Genomic DNA, 21750 nt, shown 5'->3' with positions numbered 1-21750 from the left:
GTCACCGCGAGCAGCCGGGTGAGATGCGCCGGCACACCGTGTGGACCGGGGAGTACGGGGGTATCCGAGATTGTTCGTCCCGCCCGCGCCCGAGGAGTTTCCTTGTCCCAGCCCGCGCAGCCGCAGGGTCCCGCCGAATACTCCGAGTGGAGACACGCGGTGGTCGAGGACCTCTACACGACGGAGGCGACGTCGAGCCGCGGCAGCGTCCGGGTCGACGGACGCGGCGACCTGGCCTACCCCGTCGGTGAGCCCAGCGGTGGAGGCACTGCGGATCCACTGAACCCGGAGCGGCTCTACGCCGCGGCGCTGGCCAGCTGCCTGCATCAGTCATTGACGATCGCCGCCACGTCGCTGGACGTCGAGCCCGGCGAGAGCGTGGTCACCGCGACGGTCACCTTGGCCGCCCGCGGCGACGGCGGCTACGAGCTGCGTGCGACGGTCGAGGCGTACCTGCCGGGCGCGACCACCGACTCGCTCTACGACGCCGTGACTCGCGAGGCGCTGCGGCTGTGCCCGCTCGTCGGCGACAAGGTCGCGGTGACGTTCGACCGCGAGCGCGGCCTGGCGCTGCAGCACCACACCGGTCCGGCGGATCCCGGTCAGAACTGACGTTCGTACGGGTGCCTGCTCGCGGCCGGTCGCTGACTCACCGCCGTCGTGCGGGATTGACCGGAGCCTGCGCGGGTAGCCGCCGGCCATGACGGACAACGACGTTCCGGCGAACAGCGGTGCGGTGGCCGCGCCCCACCGCCTGATCGCGGCGATGGAGCGGGCACGGATCCTGGACGGGCCCGCGGAGGCTGTCGCCAGACCGTTGCGGCGGCTCTTCGGCGGCCGGGTGGGCCGGTCGCTGCGCGGCCGAGAGCTCGGGCACCCGCTGCACCCGCTGGCGGTCACGTTGCCGATCGGGGCGTGGCTGTGCTCATCGCTGTTGGACTTCCTGCCCGGCAACGACTCCGCCGCCCGCCGGCTCGTGGGTGTGGGACTGCCCGCCACGCCGGCGACGATGGTACTGGGCGCTGCGGACTACAGCGGGCTCGATGTCCGCCAGCGCCGTGTCGGCTTGGCCCACGCCACGGGCAACGCGCTCGCCGCCGCGGTGTTCGCGAAGTCCTACTTCGCTCGTGCCCGGGGCGCGAAGGCGGCGGGCAAGATGCTGAACCTCGTCGGCCTGCTGGTGCTCAGCGCCGGTGGCGCGCTGGGCGGTCACCTGTCCTACGCCCAGGGCGCCGGGGTCCACCGCTGGCAATCCGCGAACGAAGGTGATCCACGATGACCGACTACCTGGCCGTCTACTTGCGTGACCAGCTCGCGCTCGGCGTCACCTGGCGTGCCCTCGCCCGCCGCGCCCGCGACAACAACAAAGGCACCCCGCTCGGCGGGGCACTGGCGGAGGTCGAGGACGGGATCGCGGAGGACGTGCGGACGTTCGAGGCCGTCATGCGGACCCTCGGGATCCGGCCCAACCCGGCCAAGGTCGCCTTGGCGGCGGTCGCGGAGCGGTTCGGGAGGCTCAAGCGCAACGGCCGGTGGGTGACGTACTCGCCGCTGAGCCGCTTCCTGGAACTGGAGGGTCTCGCGATGGGCATCGAGGGCAAGAAGATCCTCTGGCACACGCTGGGTGACCTGGCGGGCCTGCGTGACCGGTTGCCGGACACGGACTTCGACGAGCTGCTCGCCCGCGCCGCCCGTCAGCGGCAAACGTTGGAGCCGTTCCGGCGTGCGGCCGGAACAGAGGCGTTCGCCCGCCAAGCGGTGAACCTCGTTCACCGACCTCTTACCCGGGAAGTCGCGTGGACACCAACGGTGCGAGGAGTTCGCCATGACCATGACCGCGAGACCGCCCGTCGACCGGTACCCCACCAGGCTCCCGCACCGGGACGAGGGGAGTGACGCCGTCCGGGCGTGACGGATTGCCGTTCGAACTCCCGATCGGGGCAGTGCGGTTCCTGCTTCGACAACAGCTTGTTTCCACCGGAGGCGGCCCGAACCCGGCGCCGGCCCGACGGACCACGACTGCTCACCGCCGCCGGCGCGGACCGGCCAGTACGGCCAGCACTTCGACAGTCTTCTGCACCGGCTGCCCAGCCCGGCCGGGAAGCAGCTCAATCCCCACGGGCGCCAGGGGACACCCAGCGAAGAACCCGCTCCCGACCGGCGGTGACGCCAAGCCACAGCGGTGCCGGTGCACCCTCGGCCGGCCCACATACCGCCCCGGCGCCGTGTGCCGCGCTGTCACCCCAGCCGCGCCACGAGCATGCCCGACTGCGGACGCCGCCGGGCCGAGGTGCTCGGCGCAGCGGTGTCTCGTAGGCTGGCGGTTCCGGGTATCAGCTCGGCGGGCCCGCAGCGTGGAGAGGCGCAACGGTGGACGGACAGCCTCGGGAGCGGTTGTGGCGGGCGATCGCCACGGCCGCCGAGGTGCCGGGCCGCCGTGACAGCTGGGCGCAGACGGTCTGTCTGGCCTGTGTGGAGACCCTCGAGCACGTCGACGCCGCCATCCTGGCGCTGCGGAACGGCGCTCGCTCCGAGGAGGTGCTGGGCGCCAGCGACCACTGGGCCGCGAAGCTGGCGGAGCTGCAGTACACCGTCGGGGAGGGGCCGGGGGTGGAGGCCTTCGGCAGCGGAAGCCCGGTGCTGGTGCCCGACCTGAGCGTCGAGCAGGTGCGCTGGCCGGGATTCGCCGACGCCGCGCTCGTGGTGGGTGCGGCGGCGGTGTTCGCGTTCCCCCTGCGGTACGGGGCGATCCGGTTCGGCACCCTCGAGCTGGTCCGCCGTCGTCCCGGTGGGTTGACCAGTGCCGAACGGCGGGATGCCGCGCTGGCGGCGGAGCTGTCCACGGCGGCCCTGCTGCGACAGACCCGCGAGGCGGAGCAGGCCGGTCACGACTTCGCGCCACGTCCCGTTGCTTCGTTCCAGGACGTCAGTGTCGCCACCGGCATGCTTGCCGGCCAGTTGCAGATCACCCTCGACGACGCGTTCGCCCGGCTGCGCGCCCACGCCTTCGGCCGGAACCGGTCGGTGCTGGACGTCGCCCGGGACGTGCTGGAGCGGCGCATCTCGTTGGATGAGCTGGCCGAATGACCCCTCAGCAGGAGGCACCATGAGCAACCGCCTTGACGGGGAGTCCGGCACGGCCCCACCCGGGCTGGCCGGCGCGCTGGTCACGATCACTTCGCGCCTGGTGGGCAGTCCGGACAACGCCGCGGTGCTGCGTCTGGTCACCGAGGTCGGCACCGGCTTGCTGGGCGCGACCGCGACCGGGGTCATGCTGACCGGTGCCCGTGGTCTGGAAGTGGTGGCGGCCTCCGACGAGACCGCGCGGTTCGTCGAATTGCTGCAGACCCACATCGAGCAGGGACCGTGCGTGGACTGCATCGCGGCCGCCGCGGTGATCACCGCGACCGATCTCGCGGCCGAGCGGGACCGGTGGCCGGATTTCGTGCCCGCGGCCCTGGACGCGGGGTACCGCTCGGTGGTCGCGGTCCCGCTGCGGCTGGACGGCACCGGCGTCGGCGGGTTCAACCTCTTCTACGACACCAAGACGGCCGCGCCGCAGTGGCAGCTCGACTTGGCGCAGGTGGTGTCGGACCTGGCGGTGCTCGCCCTGGTCCAGGAACGCGGCGACCGCCGCGCGGACCGGCTGCTCGAAGCCACGGTCACGGCGCTGAACGACCGGGTTCAGCTCGACCACGCCGTCGGCTTGGTCGCCGGCACCCTCGGGATCACCCCCGCCGCGGCCCGTGCCCTCGTGCTCGGCCATGCCACCGAGCACGGCTTCGTCCTGCGGGAGCTGACCAGTGCGGTCACCGACGGCACCCTCGCCCCGGCCGACCTGACCGGCTGACCAGGCCTCAGGCCCAGCCGCCGTAGTCGGGGTCGGCCGTGCCGTCGGCCCGTGCGTCGACGGCCGCCGCGACCCGTGCCGCCTCGGCAGCGAGCCCGGCCTCACCGGTGTCCTCGGTCAGCTCGTCGCGGGCTTGCGCGGCATCGCAGCCTTGCCAGCCCTGCAGGACGCCGATCGCTTCGTCGACCGCGGCCCGTCTCGCGAGCGAATCCAGCAGGCGACGGCCCGCCGCGGGGAGCGAGCCGGCATCAGGGTCCGGTCGGGTCATGCCACCCACGGTCCTCTCCGCGGTGGCCAACCGCCACACCGGGTCTGCCAAGCCGGCTCCCGCGCTGCCGGCGGGGTACAGTGGCGAGTCCGTCCGGGCCCGTGAGTTCGCCTGCGACCGCGGCCCCGAGCCACGACGAGCTCGGAACCGGTCCAGTGGCACGGTCGACAGTCGCCGCATCAGGTGTTCAGCACGAGCGTGCTGTGCTGCCGCGCTAATCTGGCTCGACGATGGCGGGCTGGGCCAGGACGATCGTGGCGATGTCGCGGATCTTGCGGTTCGTCCGCTGGGAGAGCTCGGTGAGCCAGGCGAAGGCCTCGTCGGCGTTGAGCCCGCGGCGGGCCATCACGATGCCCTTGGCGGTGGCGATCGTGTCGCGGGTGTCCAGCGCGGTGCGCAGCTGCCGGGCTTGGAGCTGGGCGTTGGCCCACCGGGTCGCGGTCAGGATGATCCCGGACATGGCGCTGGTGAACAACGCGATCAGGGCGGCGTCCATCGGGTCGAAGGCGTGCTGTTTCCGGCTCCACACGTTCAGCGCGCCCGACAGGTGGTGGTGGCGGGCCGCTTCCCCGGTCACTGCGTCGTCGACGCCGACGAACAAGGGACAGGACATCATGGTCTCGACACCCGCCCCGGCCGCGGCCTCGCCGAACTCGGGCCATCTCCGCCGGGCCAGTGCCGAGTCGATGCGGACGACCGTCTCGGTGCGCGTCGCCTCGATGCAGGGGCCGTCATCGAGGGAGTACTGAGCTTTGTCGAGGACGAGCACGCTCTCGTCGGTGGTGGCGACGGTGCGGGGCACGCCGCCGTCGAACAACGTCACGCTCGCGGCGTCGGCATCGGGCAGCACCGCCACCACCCGGGCGGCCATCCGCGCCAGGGTCTCGTCGCGGGGCTCGCCGGCCTGCAACGACTCCGTCAGCTCGAGCAGAGCCGCAGAAACGTCGTGCGTCCGGTGGTCCATCGTCACCCCTCCTCAACGCCCGCCGCGGAATCTTGATCCATGTGGATCCAACTTCCCACGTCGGTCGGCGGAGCGCCAGGCCAACCGCAGAACGTGCGTCACCGGGCGCGTCGCGGCCACGACGGCGACTCTCCGGTGTTCCAAGGTGTGCTCGCTCGGCCGTTTCTCCGAGCACCCGCAGCCCGGCCGTGGCCGAAGGTTCAGCCGAACGGGATGCTGGCCGCCAGGCAGGTCTGCCGTCCCGTGTTCCGGCCCAGCGTGCCGAGGTCGTCGACGATCAGGTCGTCTTCGCCGGTGCCGGACTGAGGCGGGAGGAGGACGAACAGCACCTGCTGCTGACGGTGTGCGGCGCCGGTCCACTCCAGTGGCGGGTCCGCCGGTTCGAAGCCGACGGTGAGGCTGCGGCCGCCGGCGTGCACGGTCACCGCGGGCCGGTCGGTGATCTCGACGTGGCAGCCGGCGGCCCAGGGCCACAGGCCGCGTTCCCATTCCCAGGTCGTCGGAGTGGCGAAGCCGGCCCGGGTCAGTAGGCGGACCAGTTCCCGGTGGTCGTCGTGGCGGCCCGGTTGGAGGAGCAGCACGGGGTAGAGGTTCTTGTCCTCGTAGACGAGGACGTCGATTTGCCAGCGGGACGGCATCGCCGTGCCGCCGGAGCCCGGCGGCGTCATGGCCGGGCCTCGCCGTCGCCGGTGTCCGGGTCGCCGCCGAGGCCGTGCCGCAGGTGCCCGCGGCGGGCGGCGGCTTCGAGGGCGGCGGTTTCTTCGGGTGGGTCGGGCCGCAGCAGGCTGCCCGGGACCGCGTGCCCGGCCGCGCCGAGCTTGTTGGGCTTCTTCGGCACGGGGGCTCCTTGGTAGGCCAGGGCCTTGCCGTCGAGCGGCTGGTGGACCTCGAGGTAGGTACCGCCCGGCGTGCGGGTGATGATCCCGGTTTCGATGCCGTGTTCGAGCACCTCGCGGTCCGACCGCTGCAGGGCGAGGCAGACGCGGTAGGTGACCAGGTACGCGGCGGGCGGGGCGAGCAGCAGCCCGATGCGCCCGGCCCAGGTGGTGGCGTTGAGGGAGATGTCGAACTGCAGCGCGATGATGTCGTTGAACGACGACAGCGTCAGGACGCCGTAGAGGGCGAGCGCCATCATGCCGATGCCGGTGCGGACGGGGACGTCGCGCGGGCGCTGGACGAGGTTGTGGTGGGCGGTGTCGCCGGACAGGCGGCGTTCGATCCAGGGGTAGCCGATGAGGGCCACGAAGAGCAGGGTCAGGCCGATGACGCCGGCGAAGAACACCGGCGGCACGGTGTACCGGCCGAGGTAGAGCTCCCACGGCGGGTAAACGCGCAGCAGCCCGTCGGCGAAGCCCATGTACCAGTCCGGTTGCGAGCCGGCGGAGACCTTCGACGGGTCGTAGGGCCCGAACTTCCACACCGGGTTGATCTGGAACAGCCCGGACATCAGCGCGAGGATGCCGGTGACGAGCGCGAAGAACGCGCCGCCCTTGAGCGCGAACACCGGCAGGATCCGGACGCCGACGACGTTGGTCTCCTTGCGCCGGACGCCGGGGAACTGGGTGTGCTTCTGGTACCAGACCAGGGCGAGGTGCACGCCGACGAGCGCGAGCATGATCCCGGGGATCAGCAGGATGTGGATGGTGTAGAGGCGGGGGATGATGACGTCGCCGGGGAATTCGCCGCCGAAGATCGCCCAGTGCAGCCAGGTCCCGATCACGGGCAGGGACAGCACGATGCCGGACAGCGTCGCGCGGATGCCGGTGCCCGAGAGCAGGTCGTCGGGCAGGGAGTAGCCGAAGAACCCTTCGAACATGCCCAGGATCAGCAGCAGGGCCCCGATGACCCAGTTCGCTTCGCGGGGACGGCGGAAGGCTCCGGTGAAGAAGATCCGGAGCATATGCACCATCATCGCGGCGACGAAGATCAGCGCCGCCCAGTGGTGCAGCTGCCGCACGAAGAGCCCGCCGCGGACTTCGAACGACAGATCGAGGCTGGTCGCGAACGCCCGGGACATCGGCACGCCGCGCAGGTCCGCGTAGGCGCCCTGGTAGACGACTTCCTGCATCGACGGGTCGAAGAACAACGTCAGGTACACGCCGCTGAGGAGCAGGACGAGGAAGCTGTACAGCGCCACTTCGCCCAGCAGGAACGACCAGTGGGTGGGGAAGACCTTGTTGAACTGGTGGCGCAGGCCGGCGGCCGCGTGCAGCCGCCGGTCGGTGGCGCCGGCCGCGGAGGCTGCCGCGCGAGTGGCGCGCCCGGGCCCGCGGGTGGGGGCGGGAACGTGGCTGGGGCTCATGGTTCCTCCGCGGGATTCGGCGACCGTCAGCGGCGCTTACCCGCACTCCCCACCGACAACCCTCTGCTCACCTGCCCGGCACCGAACTCGCCGACAGCCGTACCTCGGGAGCCTGTGCCGAACGGCCGGTGCCCGCAGCGGGTGCCGGCGGGTCGCGTGATCGACGCCCTGCTGCCCCGGGTGCGCGACTTGCGACGCGGCGGCAGTGCGGCCGCGGCGCTCGCCCCAGTCGCCACCGGTCGCGCGGACGCGGTGTGGGCGCCCGGGCTCCAGCCCCTGGGACTGCGTGGCCGGCGAGTGGTGACGTCCTGACGGCCGCCGATCCGCTGTGGCGCGCTCTCCAGAAGGCGCTGACCACGGCTTGGTCGCAGCCGGACCGGGTGAGCTGAAGGACCGGCCGGTTCCGCACCGCGCGCATGGTCCGATGTGGACAGATCCGGGCAGGACGGCCGGATCAGGCGACCTGCTCTCGGCGCTCCGCCGGTTCTGCGGGCCCGGGAGCGACGGAGGTCACGTGCCGAGTGGCCGTGGTCCGGAAACAACCGCGGTGCGGGGACGTTGTACCGGGTGTCGGTACGGCGGTGTCCCCGGGCCTCACCCCTTGCCTTCACGGAATACCGGTCACGCTGGAGCCGTGTCGTGCCACTCGCCGCGAGGCGACCCCCGTACCGGCCTTCAAGCTCCCGTTTCCGCTCGCAGGTCGACCCCCTCAGACCTTCGCCGGGCGGAAACGGGACCGAATTGGCCGGCGGCGTTTGTACGGCGGCTCAAGCGGTATGCGGTGAGCCAGGCGTGAGCCGATCGCCACTCGCCTTTCCCGGGAAGGACCCGCCATGACGACGACCGGCGCCGCACCTGTGCTGATCACCGGTGCCGCACTCGCGTATGAGGATCAGCTCGCCGCCCGCAAGCGCAAGTACCTGCTGATGATGTCGTGCCGCATCCCGTGCCTGATCCTCGCCGGGGTGTTCCACGGCACCTGGTGGCTGGCCTTGGCCGTGCTCGCCGTTTCGGTGCCCCTGCCGTGGATGGCGGTGCTGATCGCCAACGACCGGCCACCCCGCAAGACCGAGAAGGTGAACACCCTCGACCGAGACCCGAAGCACCTGGAAAACGACCGGCACCAGATCATCGACACCCACTGACCGAGGCGCCCGGGCCGGGCGAGCGGGCGTGCCCCGGTTGGTGCATCGGGGCGTAGGTGCCATAGAGCGCGTCCGGCTTTTCGGGCTTGGCTTCGAACTGCAGCATTCCCTCCGTCGTCCGGGGTGGTCCCCGGCGGGGACCGTCACCGTCAGTCGCCGCGCCCGAAGCACCTAGGTCGCTTGGCGATGGGGGCGTATGGTCGGCGCATGTCCATGCTGTTCGCTGGTCGCGCGCCGACGTTGCGCGCCTGATGCCAGGGTCGTCCGAGACTTCGTTCACGCATCCGGCGTTGTTCTACGGGACTCCAAAGGAATACCTCGCGGATACGGTGCCCTTCATCACCGGGGGGCTGTCCGCAGGAGAGCCGGTGGCCGTGGCGGTGCCGCCGGCCGGCCTCGGGCTGCTGCGCCGCGAACTCGGGACTGATGCCGATCTGGTGCACCTGCTCGACATGACCCACGCCGGGCGCAATCCGGGCCGGATCATCCCGGGTGTGCTGCGGGCCTTCGCCGACGCGCACCCCGGGGTCCACGTGCGGATCATCGGCGAGCCGCTCTGGGCCGGGCGGTCCGAGGCGGAGTACCCGGCGTGCGCGCAGCACGAGGCGCTGATCAACCACGCCTTCTCGGGCCGGTGGGCGACGATCTTGTGTCCCTACGACACGGCGTCGCTGGGACCCGTTGCGCTCGCGGACGCCGTCCGGACGCATCCGTGGCTCATCGACGGCGCGGACGAGTGGCGGGCGAGCGGCGCGTACTCGCCCGACGACGTCGTCGCCGACTACAACCGCGAACTTCCGGAACCGCCGGCCGCCGCCGTGCTGGTGGTCGGCGCGAACGGGCTGCGTGAGCTGCGGAAGTTCGTCGCGGAAACAGCTGTCCGGGCCGGGCTGGCCGAGGACCGCGCCCACGACGTCGTGCTCGTCGTGACGGAGCTGGCGTCGAACAGCGTCGAGCACGCGAGCAGTGACGCGACTGTTCTGCTGGGCCAGGGCGGCGGGCAGCTGGTGTGCCAGGTCCGCGATTGCGGGCACATCGAGGACCCGCTCGCGGGGCGCCGGCCCGGAGCGCCCGGCCAGCGGCGGGGCCGCGGGCTGCTGCTGGTCAACCACCTCGCCGACCTGGTCCGGGTGCACACCACGCCGTCCGGCACCACCGTCGAAGTCCGCTTCCAGCTCGGTTGGGAGGTCGGCTTCCTGCCGGCCGCCGGCCACGTGTCCCGGGCGAGACACAGCGGCCAGCGGCCGACGGGGCAGGCGCCGCGACAGCTGATGAGCACCGGCAACGAGGTCGAGGCAGAATTGCGGCATGTTCGACACGCCTGATTCGGAGATCCAGGAGCCGTCGGGGGATGACGGCGGCGCGGCGGACGGGGTGACGCTCGAAAAGCTGGACGAGGCGCTGGTCCTGCGGGTAACCGGAGCGCTGGACCTGACTCTGGCGCCGAAGCTCCGTCAGTTCGTCGATCGCGCGCAGCGGCAGGCTCCCTCGGTGCTGGTCATCGACTTGACCGGGGTCAGCTTCCTGGCATCCGCGGGGATGGCGGAACTGGTACGAGCCCATCGCAGCACGGCGTCGATCGCCGTGCGGGTCGTGGCCACCGGACGGGTCACCGTGCGCCCGCTCCAGCTCACGCGGCTGACCGACGAACTGGTGATCGTTCCCACGCTCTCGGCCGCGCTGGATCCCGCGTGACCGGCCAGAGCGGGTTCGAGGACCTGATCGACGCGTTGCGCGGCACTTTCGTCGGCAGCGACGGCGAGCCGGTCGAAGTGAAGACGCTCCGGTTGGCCGACGCTGAGCGGCGCCGGTTGGCCGGCGGTGACCCGGACGAGGGGCTGGCACTGGTCGTTCCCGGCGGCGTGCTGCTGGACGAGCTGCTGCCCGGCGTGCCGGTGTCCGCGGCCGTGGGCGTCCTCACCCGCGGAGAAGGTGTGCTGATGTTCGCCACCGACCCGGTCGGTGATCGCCACCGGGCTCTCGTGGAGGGGGCCGGCCTGGTGACCGGCCCGGTCGCCGGGCTGGTCCGGGAACTGCACGCCGAAGCGTCCGTTCTGGACCTGCTGCATTCGGTGGGACGGGAGCTGACCGCTCAGCTCGACCTCGACCGGCTGGTGCAGAAAGCGACCGACGCGGCCACGAAGGCGACCGGCGCCGAGTTCGGCGCGTTCTTCTACAACCTGGTCGACGAACTGGACGAGTCCTACACCCTGTACACGATTTCCGGGGTGCCGCGGGAGGCGTTTTCCCGGTTCCCGATGCCCCGCAACACCGCGGTGTTCGGCCCCACGTTCGACGGCGTCGGCACGGTCCGCAGCCCCGACATCACCCAGGATCCCCGGTTCGGCCGGAACGCGCCGTACCACGGGATGCCGGAAGGCCACCTGCCGGTGCGCAGCTACCTCGCCGTCCCGGTGATCAGCCCGACGACCGAAGAGGTGCTGGGCGGCTTCTTCTTCGGCCATCCACAGGCGGACCGGTTCACCGCACGACACGAGTTCCTCGCCGAGGGGCTTGCCCGGTACGCGGCCATCGCCCTCGACAACGCGCGGCTGTACGAACGGGAACGGATCCTCGCCACCGAGCTGTCCCGCAGCATGCTGCCGGTCGTTCCCGACGTCAGCGGGGCGGATGTGGTGACGCGGTACCTGCCGGCGACGACCGGAGACAAGATCGGTGGCGACTGGTTCGACGTCATCCCGCTGTCGTCGGGGGCCACCGCGTTCGTCATCGGCGACGTCGTCGGGCACGGGGTCACCGCCGCGACCATCATGGGGCAGATCCGTACCGCCATCCGGTCCTACGCCCTGCTGGAGCTGGCTCCGTCCGAGGTCCTGCGCAACGTTTCCCAGCTGGCCGCGGGGCTGTTCGATGCCAGCTTCGTCACGTGCTTCTACGCCGTGCACGATCCCGGCCGGCGCAATCTCACCTACGCCAACGCCGGCCACCTCCCCGCTGTCCTCATCGAGCCGCATGGAGAGGTTCAGCAGATCGGCGAAGCGCTGGCCCAGCCACTGGGCGTCGGCAGCGAATTCCCGCAACGGATGACGGCGTTCCCGCCCGGGGTCGACTTGGTGCTCTACACCGACGGCCTGGTAGAAAGCCGCACCCGGGACCTCACCGTCGGTATCGAATGGCTGCTGGAGGGAATCACCCGGGTACGCGAAGCGCCCGACCGGGAGACGGCGTGGGACGAGCTGATCTCCGAGCTCACCCTCGGCCGCCACGACGACGACATCGCGCTCATCCACGTCCACCGCCACCTCGACCCCCCGGCGGCCGAATTCCACCAACGCGCCGACGCCACCGTCGACCAGCTCGCCGGGCTGCGCAGCGGCTTGACCCAGTGGGCGGCGGGACTCGGCATGACCGTCGAGCGCCACGAGGACCTCGTCCTGGCCAGTTACGAGGCCATGTCCAACTCCGTCGAACACGCCTACCGCGACGATCCGCGGCCCGGCGCCGTCGAGGTGCACGGCGAACGTCACCGTGGCCAGGTGACGGTCACCGTCACCGATTACGGCACCTGGAAGCCCCGGGATGCCACCGACACCCTTCGAGGACGCGGCCTTTCGCTGATCGAAGCGTTGGCCGACCACACCTCGACCATCCACCGGGACAACGGCACCACCGTGATCCTGACCTGGACCATTGACGACGCACCCGAGGGTCCCGTTACCGGGTGATCAGGCGACCTCACTCGTACGGACTACGAACACCGAGACTGGGGAGTCCCGCGGTGAGGCGGACCGTGAAACCGGTGTCGTCGCGGTGGAGGGCGACGTGGGTGCAGATCTGGTGGGTGATCCACAGCCCGCGCCCGCCGACGTGGCGGTCGGCGGGGAGCAGGCCGGCGAACGGGTCGTCGGGGCCGGGGCCGGCGTCGTGCACGGTGACGACCATGTGCTCGGTGTCGGCCCAGATCCGCAGGTGAACCGGTGGGCGGCCGTGGCGTAGGGCGTTGGTGACGATTTCGCTCACCGCGAGCACGAGGTTCTCGATCTCCGCGGCGGGTAGGCCGGTCTTGTCGGCGTCCAGGACGGCCCGGCGGGCGGCCGAAGGGTGCGGATCGGTCAGCTCGAGCAGCGGCGCGGTGCGCTGGATCGGGGAGGGTGTCATCGGCCGCGGGCCGGTCAGGAAGGTCAGCGGGTCGACGTAGTCGGCGTTGGGGTGGTGCCCGCCGCCGGGGGTGGCGAGGAAGGGGTGTGTACGGGCGACGTCCTCGAGCACATGGGGCGGAGTGGTGCGGCTGTCGTAGGCGCACATGCTGCGCAAGGGGAACTCGTCGTAGGCGTGGTTCACCGCTGCTTCGTAGCGGGCCCACCAGTCCCAGGAAGTGTCGATCGCGGCGCCCGGCACTTCGCCGACGATCCGGATGCCCGACGCGCCGTCGGCGACGAGGCCGGTCATCAGGTCTCGGTAGGACTTGATCGCCGCGGCGGGCCGGGCGTAGAGATCACCGGTGGCCAGGAAATGCGTTCCCGCGGATGCGGGCAGTGCCGCGCGCACCAGTTCGGCCCGGTCCGGCTCCAGGGACACGATGGTCGGTTCGCCCGCGGTGAGGCCGGCGTTCAGGAACGGCACCACGACGGCGAGCAACTCGGCGTCGGAGGCGTAGCGGATGGCGGCGTGGTCGTAGCCCCGCTGCGCGGTGTTCATGTCGGTGCTCGTCACACGCGCTCCACCCGGACATTGGTCACGTTCAACAGTTCGAGGACGCGGGCCGGGGTGGACAGCGACGTCCGCAGGACGACCGTCGTGTCGTGGTCCTCGGCGTAGTCCGCCACCGCCAGCAGGCTGCGGTGGTCGATGAACCGCAGCCCCCGGGCATCGATGGCGACCGGTCCCTCGGCGGGCCGCAGATCGGCGCGCTCGAGCGCCAACGGCCACAGCCGGTGTGCCACCATGTCCAGCTCCCCGTCCAAGGCGGCGGCACTGTCGTCACGGGGGTGGCCGTGCAGGTGGAACGGCGTCGACCCTTCGTCGGCTCGGGGGTGCATGCAGGCCAGTTGCGCGACGGCGTCGTCGCCGAGCTCACCGCGGTCGTAGCCGCACATCGCCGACATCGGATGGGTGGCCATGTAGCGGTCGACCAGGTACTCGTAGCGGGTGAAGGCGTCCAGCTGGGCCGGAGTGCGCACCAGCCGGGTGGCGTCGGCGGCGACCCGCAGGCCGGTGTACCCCGCGGCCAGCGCCTCCTCGGTCGCCGCGGCGTAGAGCCGCACCTGCGCGGCCGGGTCGACCACGATGCCGGTGGTGTAGGTCGAGTCCAGCGACGCGATCTGCACCGCCCCGCTCCGCAGGCCCTCGTCGATCGGCCCGGCTGCCCGCAGCTGCGCGGCGAGGACTTCCGGGGCGCCGGGGGCGGCGTAGAGGACGCGCTCGCCCGCGGCGAGCCCCTCGGCCAGGAACTCGCAGGCCCGGACGACGAACTCCTGCGGCTGCCGATAGCCCCGGCACACATGGCCGCGGGCCGGAGGTGGCCCGCTTTCTTGCCCGGTCGGCATCTCCACCACGTCCCCGAGTTTACGTCGCGGACGTCGCGTCGCTGCTCGCAGCAGGTGGCGTTGGTGCCCGGCGCGGTGTCCGGTGGTCACACCGGGTCATCGGAGGTGCCGGCCGGTGAGGCGGTGTCGGTGTCGGCGCCGTAGTCGGCGTGGCGTTCGGTGCGGTCGGTGCCGTGCCAGTCCAGGCACAGCACGGTGGCGTCGTCCTGCAGGTGACCGCGGCAGGCGTGCGTAACCGCCCTGGTCGCCGCCCGGACAAGCTCTCGGGTGTGCAGTCCGGCGGTCTGGTGGATCAGCGCGGGCAGGTCGGCGTCGGCGGCGTCGCGTTCGAACATGCCGTCGGTGAGCAGCACCAGCCGGTCACCGGGGCGCAGGTCCAGCCGCTGCACCCGGTATCGGTACGGCCGGACGCCGAAGAGCAGGTCGGCCTCCACCTCGACCGGCTCGACCCCACCGTCGCGCAGCAGCAGCGGTGCGGGATGCCCGGCGTTCACCAGCTCGACGCCTCCGGTGTGCAGGTCCACGCGCAGCAGCAGCCCGGTCGCCAGTGACACCTCGTCGCCGTGGTCGAGCAGGGCCTGGTTGGCATGCTGCGCCTGCTCGGCCAGGTCGCGACCGGCGCGGCGGGCGCCGCGCAGCGCACCGACCAGCAGGGTTGCGGTCAGTGCCGAGGCCACGTCGTGGCCGGCGGCGTCGGTGATCGACAGGTGCAGGGTGTCGCGGTCCAGGGCGTAGTCATAGGTGTCGCCGCCGATGTCGTCGGCGGGCACCAGGGCCCCGGCGATGGTGAACTGGGCCGCCTCGCAGCAGGCCGCCGAGGGCAGCAGCTGGTGCTGGATCTCCGCGGCCAGGCTCATCGGGGTGGTGCGCCGGCCGGTGTGGTAGCGGTCGGTGAAGCGGCGATCGGTGACGATGACGTAGGCCAGCGCGTGCGCGGCCTGCCCCAGCTGGGCCAGCACTTCGTCGTCGCAGAAGGGCACGGTCGCTTCCAGGACACCGACGCAGTCGCCGCGGTTGGTCACCGGCAGCACTGCCCGCACCCCGCTGTCGTTGTGCTCCTGCCACGGCTGCTGGGTGCGCAGCACCTGCTCGTAGACGCTGTTCCGCAGATCGAAGGGCACGGGCTCGCGTCCGTCCGGGTCCTGAGCGGTCGAGGTCAGCCGCACCAGGTGTTCCTCGACGAGGTCGACCAGCAGGAAGGAGACGTCGAAGGCGCCCAGCCGCTTCGCCAGGTCGCGCGCGACGACCTCGACCGATTCCACGGGCGGGGCGGTCTCGGCGGCCGCCAGCACATCACCCGGTCCCAGCTTCCCACCGTCCACGGCAACCTCCGACCACTCGGGATCCACCCAACCACAACATCACACCCGACCGGACGGAGGACCGCCGGCGACTGACGAGCAGGTTGCCGAGGACCGCAAGCGCATCGTGCCGGATGCGGTTCCGTGCCGAATTGCTGTCCGGGGCGTCGCGAACCGCGACGAGCGATACAGTGAGCATTCGATCTTCGGCCCAGTCCCCGCCGCCAACAAGTCCGGCGGCAGGAGCCGATGTGGCGTTTTCGGTGAGCACCTACCGGGCGGGAAGCACAGTGCTGCAGCTCGACGTGCACGGTGAAGTGCTCGGCGCAGCGGCTGAAAGGCTGAAGGCGCTGGCCATGGACGCGATCATGATGACTCAGCTCGACACGTTCGTGATCGATCTCCATTACGCCACTGCCATCGACTTCGCCGGAATGCGCGCCTTGCTCGCCGGCTACACCACAGCGATCGAACACGGCACGCGCTACCGCGCTCTGCACACCCACGGTCCGGTCCGGGATGCACTGCGGGCCGCCGGAGTTCTCGGAGTGCTTGCCGACAGCGAGGATCTCGGTGCGCTACTGCTGGCCGTGGTTCACTCCGGTTGGTGCTCCGTCCGTGAACGTTGATCGGGTTGCCGTGCGCACCCGTGTCGACCGTCATCCGGTCGGTGACCACGTCGATGAGGCGGAGACCCCGGCCACCGGAAGCCGACGGGACGGCCGCGGGCTGGTTCCGGCGGGATACCGCACCCGGTATCGGTCACGGTGACCCGGACCGTGTCGCCGGCCCATTCCGCGTACAGCCGTGCCCAGCTCTTCGAGACTTGACCGTACTGAAGGATCGATCGGCGCGCCCACGCCGGGCGCGACAGCGGATGCGCCCGGCTCCGTGGCGGGGTGCTCGTGCGTGCGCGGTTCCGGAGTATGTCGCTGCACGCTCTACTCCTCCCTCGTACGCTTGTGCCATGTTCGGTTCTCGCGGTGTCCAGAGTGGACGGAACCATCACGTCCGCGGCCGGCGGGGAACAACGGTCAGCTGGGCAGTGAAATCGGGGGGAGAGCGTCGGCCGAGTGGGGCGTCCGGTTCTGCTGCCTCTTAACTGCTTCACCCGGCAGGCGGTATCCCGCTGGTGTCGGTGAGCAGGTTGGCGATCAAGCGGGCGGCGAGGTCGCGGAGTTTGATGTTGTCGTTCTGGGATTGGGCGACGAGTGCCTGGAAGGCTTCGTCGGCGGGGATGCGGCGCGCGCCCATGATGACGCCTTTGGCCTGCTCGATGACGCCCCGGGTCTCGAGGGCGGTCTGGAGTTGCTGGGCGAGGTCGCGGGCGTGGCGGTAGCGGGCGAAGACCCGTAGCCCGGCTTCGGCCGCCGCGGTGAACAGTTCCAGTAGCTGCTCGTCGAGGTCGGCGAAGCCGGTGGTGTCGGTGCTGTAGCAGTTGACGGCACCGGCGTGTTCGCCGTCGATGACGATCGGTGCGGACAGGAAGCTGCCCATCCCGGCGGCTGCGGCGTCGGCGGCGAAGCGGGGCCACCGGTCGGCGGCGGCGTCGATGGCCACCCGCGTCACCCTCCCCGATGTCGCCGCGTCCAGGCACGGCCCGGCGCCCAGCCGGTACTGGTCCCGGTCCAGCTCGACGCAGACGGTGCTGGTTCCGGCGGGGGTGTAGGGCTCGCCGCCGCGCAGCAAGGTGATCGTGGCCGCGTCCACGCCCGGCACCGCGCGGGTCACTTGTTCGCAGACCCGCTGCAGCAGGACCCGCAGGTCCTCTTCGTCGGTGAGGGCGGCGGTCAGCGCTTCCAGCGCGCCGGTGACTTCGTCCAGTACCTGCGCCCGCGGCTGCGCGTCCGGCCGGGGGCCTTCGGTGGTGGTCATGGTGTCTCTTTCGCCTCACGGTCCAGCTGATCCTGGACTGCCGGCAGGACGCTATCCGGACATGGGTGACGCTACGCCGAGCATCTCCGGCTGGCCAGGTTCCCGCTCCTGGCGCCGCTGCTCACGGCATGTCAGTGAGTCAGCGCGGACCGTGACAGTTCGGCACGGTCGGAGGCGGGGTGTCCCGGCCGGCGGAGTAGCGTTCACGGTGGGCCCGTGTTCAGCAGAGTGGACGAGCCCGCCTCACGGAAGGTGGTGGACGTCGCATGCCCGACGTCACGATGACCGGGCGGAGCCGGCCCGCCGGTGGCCCGGAACGGCAACCGTGCGGCCCACGAGGGGCCACCACCACGCCGAGATGACTTCCCCGCTCCGGCACCACGGCCGGGTGATCCGGGCCGCCCGCGGTGACGGCGGGGGTCCGGGATGCGCTGTAACTCCAGGACACGGTGCTTGTTTCGCGACTGCGAGAACGGAAGTACCGCAATGACCACGATCCCCGCCACCACCCCCCTCGAGCGAGGCGAATTCGCTGCCGTCGAGATCACCGGATCCGCCGGAGGGCCGGTGACGCTGAGCGCGCGGGGTGAGCTCGGCGCGGACGTCACCGACCGGTTCGCCGCCGCGGCCCGCGCCACCGCCGAGCGGGCCCGCACGGCGAGCGAGGTGATCGTCGACCTGACCGCGGTGACCTTCCTCTCGCTGGAGTCACTGACCGCGCTCGTGAAATTGGCGCGAGGCTGCGACGTCGCCGGGGTGCCGCTGCGGATGCACCCGTCCCCCATTGCGCGGTCGAAAATCCGGCAGACCGGCCTGGACACCCTGTTTCCCCTGTCGCCGTAGTGCTTGCCGACCCTCATCGGCCCGGGGCTGCCCACCCGGGGCAACGTGCACCCGACGTCCCGGTTCGCTGGACCGCGCGCCCTGGTCAGGTGGGCTGTCCCGAGGCCGGGCGGGTGGTATCGCGGAGCCAGCCGAGGAGCGTTGCGTAGACAGCATCGTCCCGGAGCAGGCCGAAGTGGTTCATCCCGCCGAGCCAGGCGATGTCGGCCTCTTCCGGCAGATCACCGGCGTTCACCGGCGTCACGAGGAGGTCGCCGAACAACCGCCCCCACGTGCTTCCCTGCGTGCGCGACAGCGTCGCGGACACGAACAGGCGGCGAACGCCTGCCGGGGGTGCGGGCTCCGGTGGGCGTTCGGTTCCGGGGCCGCCGGCCCACTGCCGGTGGTGCAGGTAGCCGTGCGCGAGGTCTTGGATCCCGTCGCTGCGCAGCGCGAGCAGCCAGGTGAGGGGAGCGGTCACGGGTGATTTGCCGAGCAGGTCCACGAACTGGGCGACGCGTCGTTCGAGGGGCGCGCCGCTGTGCGGTGTGCCGAGGCAGACCAGCCGGGTCACCCGGGAGAGCCAGGGCGGGTTTCGTTCTTGTGCTTGGTACAGCGCGCTTCGAGCGACCAGACCGCCCATGGAGTGTCCGATGAGGACGACGTCGGTGACCGGTACCGGCCACGCCGCGATCAGCCGAGACAGCAGGGCGGCGAGGTCGCGCCCGTTCTCGGAGACGTGGTGGCCGGTGTTGTACCGCACGTGGACAGGAGTGACGCCCAGGTCGTCGGCGAGCCGCGACCCGAAGTCGGCCCCCGGTGCGGGGCCGCGGAACCAGCTGCGTTCGGTTTCGACCAGCCCGTGCACGAAAACGGCCAAGCTGCCGGTCGCTCCGGGGAAGGCGGTGGCGAGCGACCGGGAGTCCACGCCGACCGGCTGCCGGTCGGACCGGACGGTCATCTCGGCGCCCGCGCCGTGGCCGGACGCGGGCAGGCGGGCTCCGAACAGCCCGTGGGTGATGCCGGTCATGCGGTGCCCGGCGGCGGACTCGACAACCGAACCGGTCCAGTAGTCCCGGGCGAGGAGGGCGGGAAGCCGGGGGATCGCCGCCGCCACGGCTGCCCATCCGGTCAGCCGGCTCAACGCCCGATCTGGTGTTTTCGGCATCTGCTTCCCTTGTGCGTCGTCGCCGCAGGACCGGCCGACCTCGGGAAGTGGCTACCCTTCGCGCAGCCTGCTACGCGGTGCCGCGGCGGCCGGCGGGGTGATCTGCGGCGCACCCCGGGTCCGGGGAAGCGGCGGTTGCTCAGGGGGTGACGCGGGACGGGCGGGTCCAGCGCGCGAGCAGGACGGTGGCGTCGTCCTGCAGCGTGCCGTTCTGGTGGTGGAGGACGGCTTTGGTGAGCCGGCGGGCGGTCTCGGGCGGTGGATTGCCCGCGGCGGCCTCGCGGCGCAGGAAATCCAGGAGCCGTGGTTCGCCGAAGAATTCCCCGGTGCTGTCGCGGGCCTCGGTGATGCCGTCGGTGTAGAGGAGCAGCCAGTCCTCCGTTTCCAGGAACTCCTCGCCGACTTCGAGGTCGCCCAAGCCGAGGCCGAGCGGGAGGCAGCGGCCGGCGGCCAAGGGCTTCACGATTTTCCCGCCGCGCATGACGAGGGGATGGGGATGGCCGGCGTTGAGGTAGCGCAACCGTCCCGTGGTGAGGTCGAGTTCGACGAGGACGGCGGTTGCGAACGCGGCGTCGCCGAAGTGGCCGCTGATGGTTTCGTCGATCAGCCGGGCTTGCTCGAACAGCCCGTGGCCGGCCCGGCGAGCGCTGCGGTAGGCGGACAACGCGGCGGCGGCGATCAGGCCGCTGCGCAGGTCGTGACCGACCGCGTCCAGCACCATGAGGCTCGCGGTGGTTTCGGACAGCGCGTAGTCGAAGGCGTCGCCGCTGACGCTGTCGCGAGGTTCGACGACACCCGTCACGACGAAACTGTCGACGCCGGCGGTCAACGGCGGCAACAGCGACCACACCAGCTCCGCGTTGACCGTCCGCCGGGTCCGCAGCCGGACCCGGTCCAGGTCGTCCCCGTACTGCGACATCAGGACGACCATGTGTCCGAGCAGCATGGACAGCCACCGGCACTGAACCCGCAAGCCCGGGTCGTACAACTCGTCCGCCTCGTCGACCTCGACCTCCAGGACGCCGAGGCGTTCCGCCCCGTCCAGCAGGGGCACCCACAAGCGAGGCCCGCTGGGTGACTCCGACGGGAGGATCTGGATCTGCCGGAACGCACGTCCCGCGAGCGTGGTGTCGACGTCGAGCTCCGTACGCTCCGGCACCGGTCGCTCCGGCGCGGCATCCGGGAGGGGGTGGAGGCACCGCTGGTCGTAGTCGACGAGGTAGACGCCGATCCGCACACCGAGCGCGGTGGCGGCGGTGCCCACCGCCTTGGGCAGCCGGTCGGGTGGAGCGAGTTCGGTGCCCTCCAACAGCCGCACCAAGGCAGCGAACGGCGCGCTTCTCGGGGTGCTGTCCCGGATCTGCCGGCTGAAACCGGCCCGGTGCGTCCAGGTCAGCTCGTCCAGGCGTTCGTTCACCGCGAGGGCGAGGGTGTCGCGTTCCAGTGGCGGCAAGTCGGTCAGTCCGTGCAAGTACGCGTCGATCTCGATGAAGCCGGCCTCGCCGCCCACCCCGAAGTAGCGCAGCCACAGGTCCTCGACGGACAGCTCGGCCCGCTTGAACGCCAGAGCCAGGCTGCGTTGCTGCTCAACCGCCCGGTCAACCGGATGGTCGTTTTTCACGGCCGTTCACCGTTGCTCACGGCCGGCGTCGCCGTACAGGGGCGGCTGGTCATCGCAGCCGTCGCACCGTGGACTGGGCCAGCCGCTCGGCGGTGTGGCGGAGGGTGGTGCGCTCTTGCCCGGCCAGCTGAGCCAGCGTCAGCAGTGCTGCGCGTTCGTCGACGCGGTCACGGGCCATGACAATGCCCTTGGCCAATTTGACGATCTCTCGGCCACGCAGCGCTTCAGCGACCTGGGCGCTGGCGCGTTCGGCGTCCTGCGTGGTCCGCAGGTTGCTGATGAGCATGGCCGCCTGGGACGCGAACATGGTGAGGAGGTGTTCCTCCCGCTCTCCGTAGGAATGCGGCGGAACGGCATAGACCTTCAGCGCACCCAGCGGCTTGGGCCCGGCCACCATCGGCGCACTCAACGCCGAGCGCAGCCCCAGCTCGGCCGCCGGTCGTGACCAGGCCGGCCACCGGTCATCCTGCGCAAGATCGTCGACTCTCACGACCATCCGATCCGCCCATGCGGTCAGGCACGGACCGTAACCCAGCTGGTACTGTAACGCGTCGGCCCGCTCGACCACCTCGTCCGTGGCGGCCGCGGTCACCCGCTCACCGTGGCGGTCCAGCAGGCTGATTCCCGCTCCGGTCGTTCCCGGCACCATCTCGACCGCCAGTGCGGTGACCAGCCTCAGAGCCGTGTCCACCTTCTCGGACGACAGCAACAGACCGGACATGCGCGCGAAGACCGCCGCCAGCCGGCCCGAGGTCAGCTCTTCGAGCACCGGCGCGTCACTCGACGGCTCACTCGCATGCGGAATATCCGAGGTCATCTCCGGGTGCCTCTCTCCGCGCTCGGTCTTGCCGGCCCAGGCAACCTGGCTACCCGATCTCCAGCCGTTCAACCGACGAACCCGAGGTAGCCGTACGAGCGCCTCGCGAT

Annotated in this window: 21 protein-coding genes and 1 pseudogene; 11 read left to right on the top strand and 11 right to left on the bottom strand. The window is 71.2% G+C overall.

The genetic code is table 11. The features are described from left to right. Window positions 1-102: 102 nt before the first annotated feature. The 5 genes from AB0M93_RS25085 to AB0M93_RS25065 all read left to right on the top strand — a co-directional run bounded on the left by AB0M93_RS25085 (window position 103) and on the right by AB0M93_RS25065 (window position 3850). Window positions 103-612 carry an OsmC family protein gene (locus AB0M93_RS25085; protein ID WP_364276707.1) on the top strand — a complete coding sequence of 170 codons (510 nt, stop codon included), beginning with the start codon at window positions 103-105 and terminating at the stop codon, window positions 610-612. A gap of 154 nt (window positions 613-766) precedes the next feature. Then, a complete protein-coding gene (locus tag AB0M93_RS25080) occupies window positions 767-1279 on the top strand; it encodes a DUF2231 domain-containing protein (RefSeq protein WP_364277074.1) in 513 nt (170 codons plus the stop codon). Then, a complete protein-coding gene (locus tag AB0M93_RS25075) occupies window positions 1276-1896 on the top strand; it encodes a hypothetical protein (protein ID WP_364276705.1) in 621 nt (206 codons plus the stop codon). Before AB0M93_RS25080 ends, AB0M93_RS25075 begins: the two co-directional genes overlap by 4 nt. A 474-nt stretch (window positions 1897-2370) precedes the next feature. Further along, window positions 2371-3087, top strand: coding sequence for a GAF and ANTAR domain-containing protein (locus AB0M93_RS25070; RefSeq protein ID WP_364276703.1), 717 nt, complete (start codon window positions 2371-2373; stop codon window positions 3085-3087). Between the two features lie 19 nt (window positions 3088-3106). Continuing rightward, a complete protein-coding gene (locus tag AB0M93_RS25065; protein ID WP_364276701.1) occupies window positions 3107-3850 on the top strand; it encodes a GAF domain-containing protein in 744 nt (247 codons plus the stop codon). A 7-nt stretch (window positions 3851-3857) separates the two neighbouring features. On the opposite strand, the gene AB0M93_RS25060 is transcribed toward AB0M93_RS25065, so the two are convergent. The 4 genes from AB0M93_RS25060 to AB0M93_RS25045 form a co-directional block, all read right to left on the bottom strand. Continuing rightward, on the bottom strand, window positions 3858-4118 hold the full coding sequence (locus tag AB0M93_RS25060; protein WP_364276699.1) for a hypothetical protein: 261 nt from the start codon (window positions 4116-4118) through the stop codon (window positions 3858-3860). Window positions 4119-4332: 214 nt separating this feature from the next. Next, window positions 4333-5082, bottom strand: coding sequence for a GAF and ANTAR domain-containing protein (locus AB0M93_RS25055; RefSeq protein WP_364276697.1), 750 nt, complete (start codon window positions 5080-5082; stop codon window positions 4333-4335). 200 nt (window positions 5083-5282) lie between these two features. Next, a complete protein-coding gene (locus tag AB0M93_RS25050; protein ID WP_364276695.1) occupies window positions 5283-5750 on the bottom strand; it encodes a hypothetical protein in 468 nt (155 codons plus the stop codon). Beyond that, window positions 5747-7384 carry a cytochrome bc complex cytochrome b subunit gene (locus AB0M93_RS25045; RefSeq protein ID WP_364276693.1) on the bottom strand — a complete coding sequence of 546 codons (1638 nt, stop codon included), beginning with the start codon at window positions 7382-7384 and terminating at the stop codon, window positions 5747-5749. The genes AB0M93_RS25050 and AB0M93_RS25045 overlap by 4 nt, the downstream gene beginning before the upstream one ends. Before the next feature lie 833 nt (window positions 7385-8217). Here AB0M93_RS25045 and AB0M93_RS25040 point away from each other — a divergent pair. The 4 genes and pseudogenes from AB0M93_RS25040 to AB0M93_RS25025 all read left to right on the top strand — a co-directional run bounded on the left by AB0M93_RS25040 (window position 8218) and on the right by AB0M93_RS25025 (window position 12215). Further along, window positions 8218-8529, top strand: a complete 312-nt coding sequence (locus AB0M93_RS25040; RefSeq protein ID WP_364276691.1) for a DUF3099 domain-containing protein — start codon at window positions 8218-8220, stop codon at window positions 8527-8529. Window positions 8530-8780: 251 nt separating this feature from the next. Then, window positions 8781-9707, top strand: a pseudogene (locus AB0M93_RS25035) (sensor histidine kinase); the annotation flags it as partial. A 130-nt stretch (window positions 9708-9837) separates the two neighbouring features. Beyond that, on the top strand, window positions 9838-10224 hold the full coding sequence (locus AB0M93_RS25030) for an STAS domain-containing protein (RefSeq protein ID WP_364276690.1): 387 nt from the start codon (window positions 9838-9840) through the stop codon (window positions 10222-10224). Then, entirely contained in the window at window positions 10221-12215 is a 1995-nt protein-coding gene (locus AB0M93_RS25025) for a SpoIIE family protein phosphatase (RefSeq protein WP_364276688.1), read from the top strand. The genes AB0M93_RS25030 and AB0M93_RS25025 overlap by 4 nt, the downstream gene beginning before the upstream one ends. Window positions 12216-12225: 10 nt before the next feature. Here AB0M93_RS25025 and AB0M93_RS25020 read toward each other — a convergent pair whose 3' ends face one another. The 3 genes from AB0M93_RS25020 to AB0M93_RS25010 form a co-directional block, all read right to left on the bottom strand. Beyond that, window positions 12226-13203 carry a sensor histidine kinase gene (locus AB0M93_RS25020; protein ID WP_364276686.1) on the bottom strand — a complete coding sequence of 326 codons (978 nt, stop codon included), beginning with the start codon at window positions 13201-13203 and terminating at the stop codon, window positions 12226-12228. Beyond that, the gene (locus AB0M93_RS25015) at window positions 13200-14036 is read right to left on the bottom strand and encodes an MEDS domain-containing protein (protein WP_364277072.1); all 837 of its coding nucleotides are present in this window, start codon (window positions 14034-14036) and stop codon (window positions 13200-13202) included. Before AB0M93_RS25015 ends, AB0M93_RS25020 begins: the two co-directional genes overlap by 4 nt. Window positions 14037-14122: 86 nt before the next feature. Next, window positions 14123-15358 carry a PP2C family protein-serine/threonine phosphatase gene (locus tag AB0M93_RS25010; RefSeq protein WP_364276684.1) on the bottom strand — a complete coding sequence of 412 codons (1236 nt, stop codon included), beginning with the start codon at window positions 15356-15358 and terminating at the stop codon, window positions 14123-14125. Between the two features lie 269 nt (window positions 15359-15627). Between AB0M93_RS25010 and AB0M93_RS25005 the strand changes: the two genes are divergently transcribed. Then, window positions 15628-15966, top strand: coding sequence for an STAS domain-containing protein (locus tag AB0M93_RS25005; protein WP_364276682.1), 339 nt, complete (start codon window positions 15628-15630; stop codon window positions 15964-15966). A gap of 478 nt (window positions 15967-16444) precedes the next feature. On the opposite strand, the gene AB0M93_RS25000 is transcribed toward AB0M93_RS25005, so the two are convergent. Beyond that, window positions 16445-17212, bottom strand: a complete 768-nt coding sequence (locus tag AB0M93_RS25000) for a GAF and ANTAR domain-containing protein (RefSeq protein ID WP_364276681.1) — start codon at window positions 17210-17212, stop codon at window positions 16445-16447. Window positions 17213-17698: 486 nt separating this feature from the next. Here AB0M93_RS25000 and AB0M93_RS24995 point away from each other — a divergent pair, with 486 nt between their 5' ends. Continuing rightward, window positions 17699-18055 carry an STAS domain-containing protein gene (locus AB0M93_RS24995; protein ID WP_364276679.1) on the top strand — a complete coding sequence of 119 codons (357 nt, stop codon included), beginning with the start codon at window positions 17699-17701 and terminating at the stop codon, window positions 18053-18055. 85 nt (window positions 18056-18140) lie between these two features. On the opposite strand, the gene AB0M93_RS24990 is transcribed toward AB0M93_RS24995, so the two are convergent. From AB0M93_RS24990 to AB0M93_RS24980, 3 genes are all read right to left on the bottom strand, one after another. Then, window positions 18141-19202 carry an alpha/beta hydrolase gene (locus AB0M93_RS24990; RefSeq protein WP_364276677.1) on the bottom strand — a complete coding sequence of 354 codons (1062 nt, stop codon included), beginning with the start codon at window positions 19200-19202 and terminating at the stop codon, window positions 18141-18143. Between the two features lie 139 nt (window positions 19203-19341). Then, window positions 19342-20823 carry a PP2C family protein-serine/threonine phosphatase gene (locus AB0M93_RS24985; RefSeq protein WP_364276675.1) on the bottom strand — a complete coding sequence of 494 codons (1482 nt, stop codon included), beginning with the start codon at window positions 20821-20823 and terminating at the stop codon, window positions 19342-19344. A 49-nt stretch (window positions 20824-20872) separates the two neighbouring features. Next, complete coding sequence (locus tag AB0M93_RS24980) at window positions 20873-21592, bottom strand: GAF domain-containing protein (RefSeq protein ID WP_364276673.1); 720 nt, start codon at window positions 21590-21592, stop codon at window positions 20873-20875. Window positions 21593-21750: the final 158 nt, after the last annotated feature.

Origin of the sequence: Amycolatopsis sp. NPDC051102, from assembly GCF_040682815.1 — a bacterium.
In the GTDB taxonomy this organism is placed as follows: domain Bacteria; phylum Actinomycetota; class Actinomycetes; order Mycobacteriales; family Pseudonocardiaceae; genus Amycolatopsis.
Note: the sequence above shows the minus strand (reverse complement) of the source record. Positions and strands in the feature narration are given on the sequence as shown.

What these genes read in the sequence shown, in the direction of transcription:
- AB0M93_RS25080 (WP_364277074.1), top strand. Translation starts at nt 767, where the DNA reads ATGGAGCGGGCACGGATCCTGGACGGGCCCGCGGAGGCTGTCGCCAGA.
- AB0M93_RS25075 (WP_364276705.1), top strand. Translation starts at nt 1,276, where the DNA reads ATGACCGACTACCTGGCCGTCTACTTGCGTGACCAGCTCGCGCTCGGC.
- AB0M93_RS25065 (WP_364276701.1), top strand. Translation starts at nt 3,107, where the DNA reads ATGAGCAACCGCCTTGACGGGGAGTCCGGCACGGCCCCACCCGGGCTG.
- AB0M93_RS25060 (WP_364276699.1), bottom strand. Translation starts at nt 4,118, where the DNA reads ATGACCCGACCGGACCCTGATGCCGGCTCGCTCCCCGCGGCGGGCCGT.
- AB0M93_RS25055 (WP_364276697.1), bottom strand. Translation starts at nt 5,082, where the DNA reads ATGGACCACCGGACGCACGACGTTTCTGCGGCTCTGCTCGAGCTGACG.
- AB0M93_RS25050 (WP_364276695.1), bottom strand. Translation starts at nt 5,750, where the DNA reads ATGACGCCGCCGGGCTCCGGCGGCACGGCGATGCCGTCCCGCTGGCAA.
- AB0M93_RS25045 (WP_364276693.1), bottom strand. Translation starts at nt 7,384, where the DNA reads ATGAGCCCCAGCCACGTTCCCGCCCCCACCCGCGGGCCCGGGCGCGCC.
- AB0M93_RS25040 (WP_364276691.1), top strand. Translation starts at nt 8,218, where the DNA reads ATGACGACGACCGGCGCCGCACCTGTGCTGATCACCGGTGCCGCACTC.
- AB0M93_RS25030 (WP_364276690.1), top strand. Translation starts at nt 9,838, where the DNA reads ATGTTCGACACGCCTGATTCGGAGATCCAGGAGCCGTCGGGGGATGAC.
- AB0M93_RS25015 (WP_364277072.1), bottom strand. Translation starts at nt 14,036, where the DNA reads ATGCCGACCGGGCAAGAAAGCGGGCCACCTCCGGCCCGCGGCCATGTG.
- AB0M93_RS25000 (WP_364276681.1), bottom strand. Translation starts at nt 17,212, where the DNA reads ATGACCACCACCGAAGGCCCCCGGCCGGACGCGCAGCCGCGGGCGCAG.
- AB0M93_RS24995 (WP_364276679.1), top strand. Translation starts at nt 17,699, where the DNA reads ATGACCACGATCCCCGCCACCACCCCCCTCGAGCGAGGCGAATTCGCT.
- AB0M93_RS24990 (WP_364276677.1), bottom strand. Translation starts at nt 19,202, where the DNA reads ATGCCGAAAACACCAGATCGGGCGTTGAGCCGGCTGACCGGATGGGCA.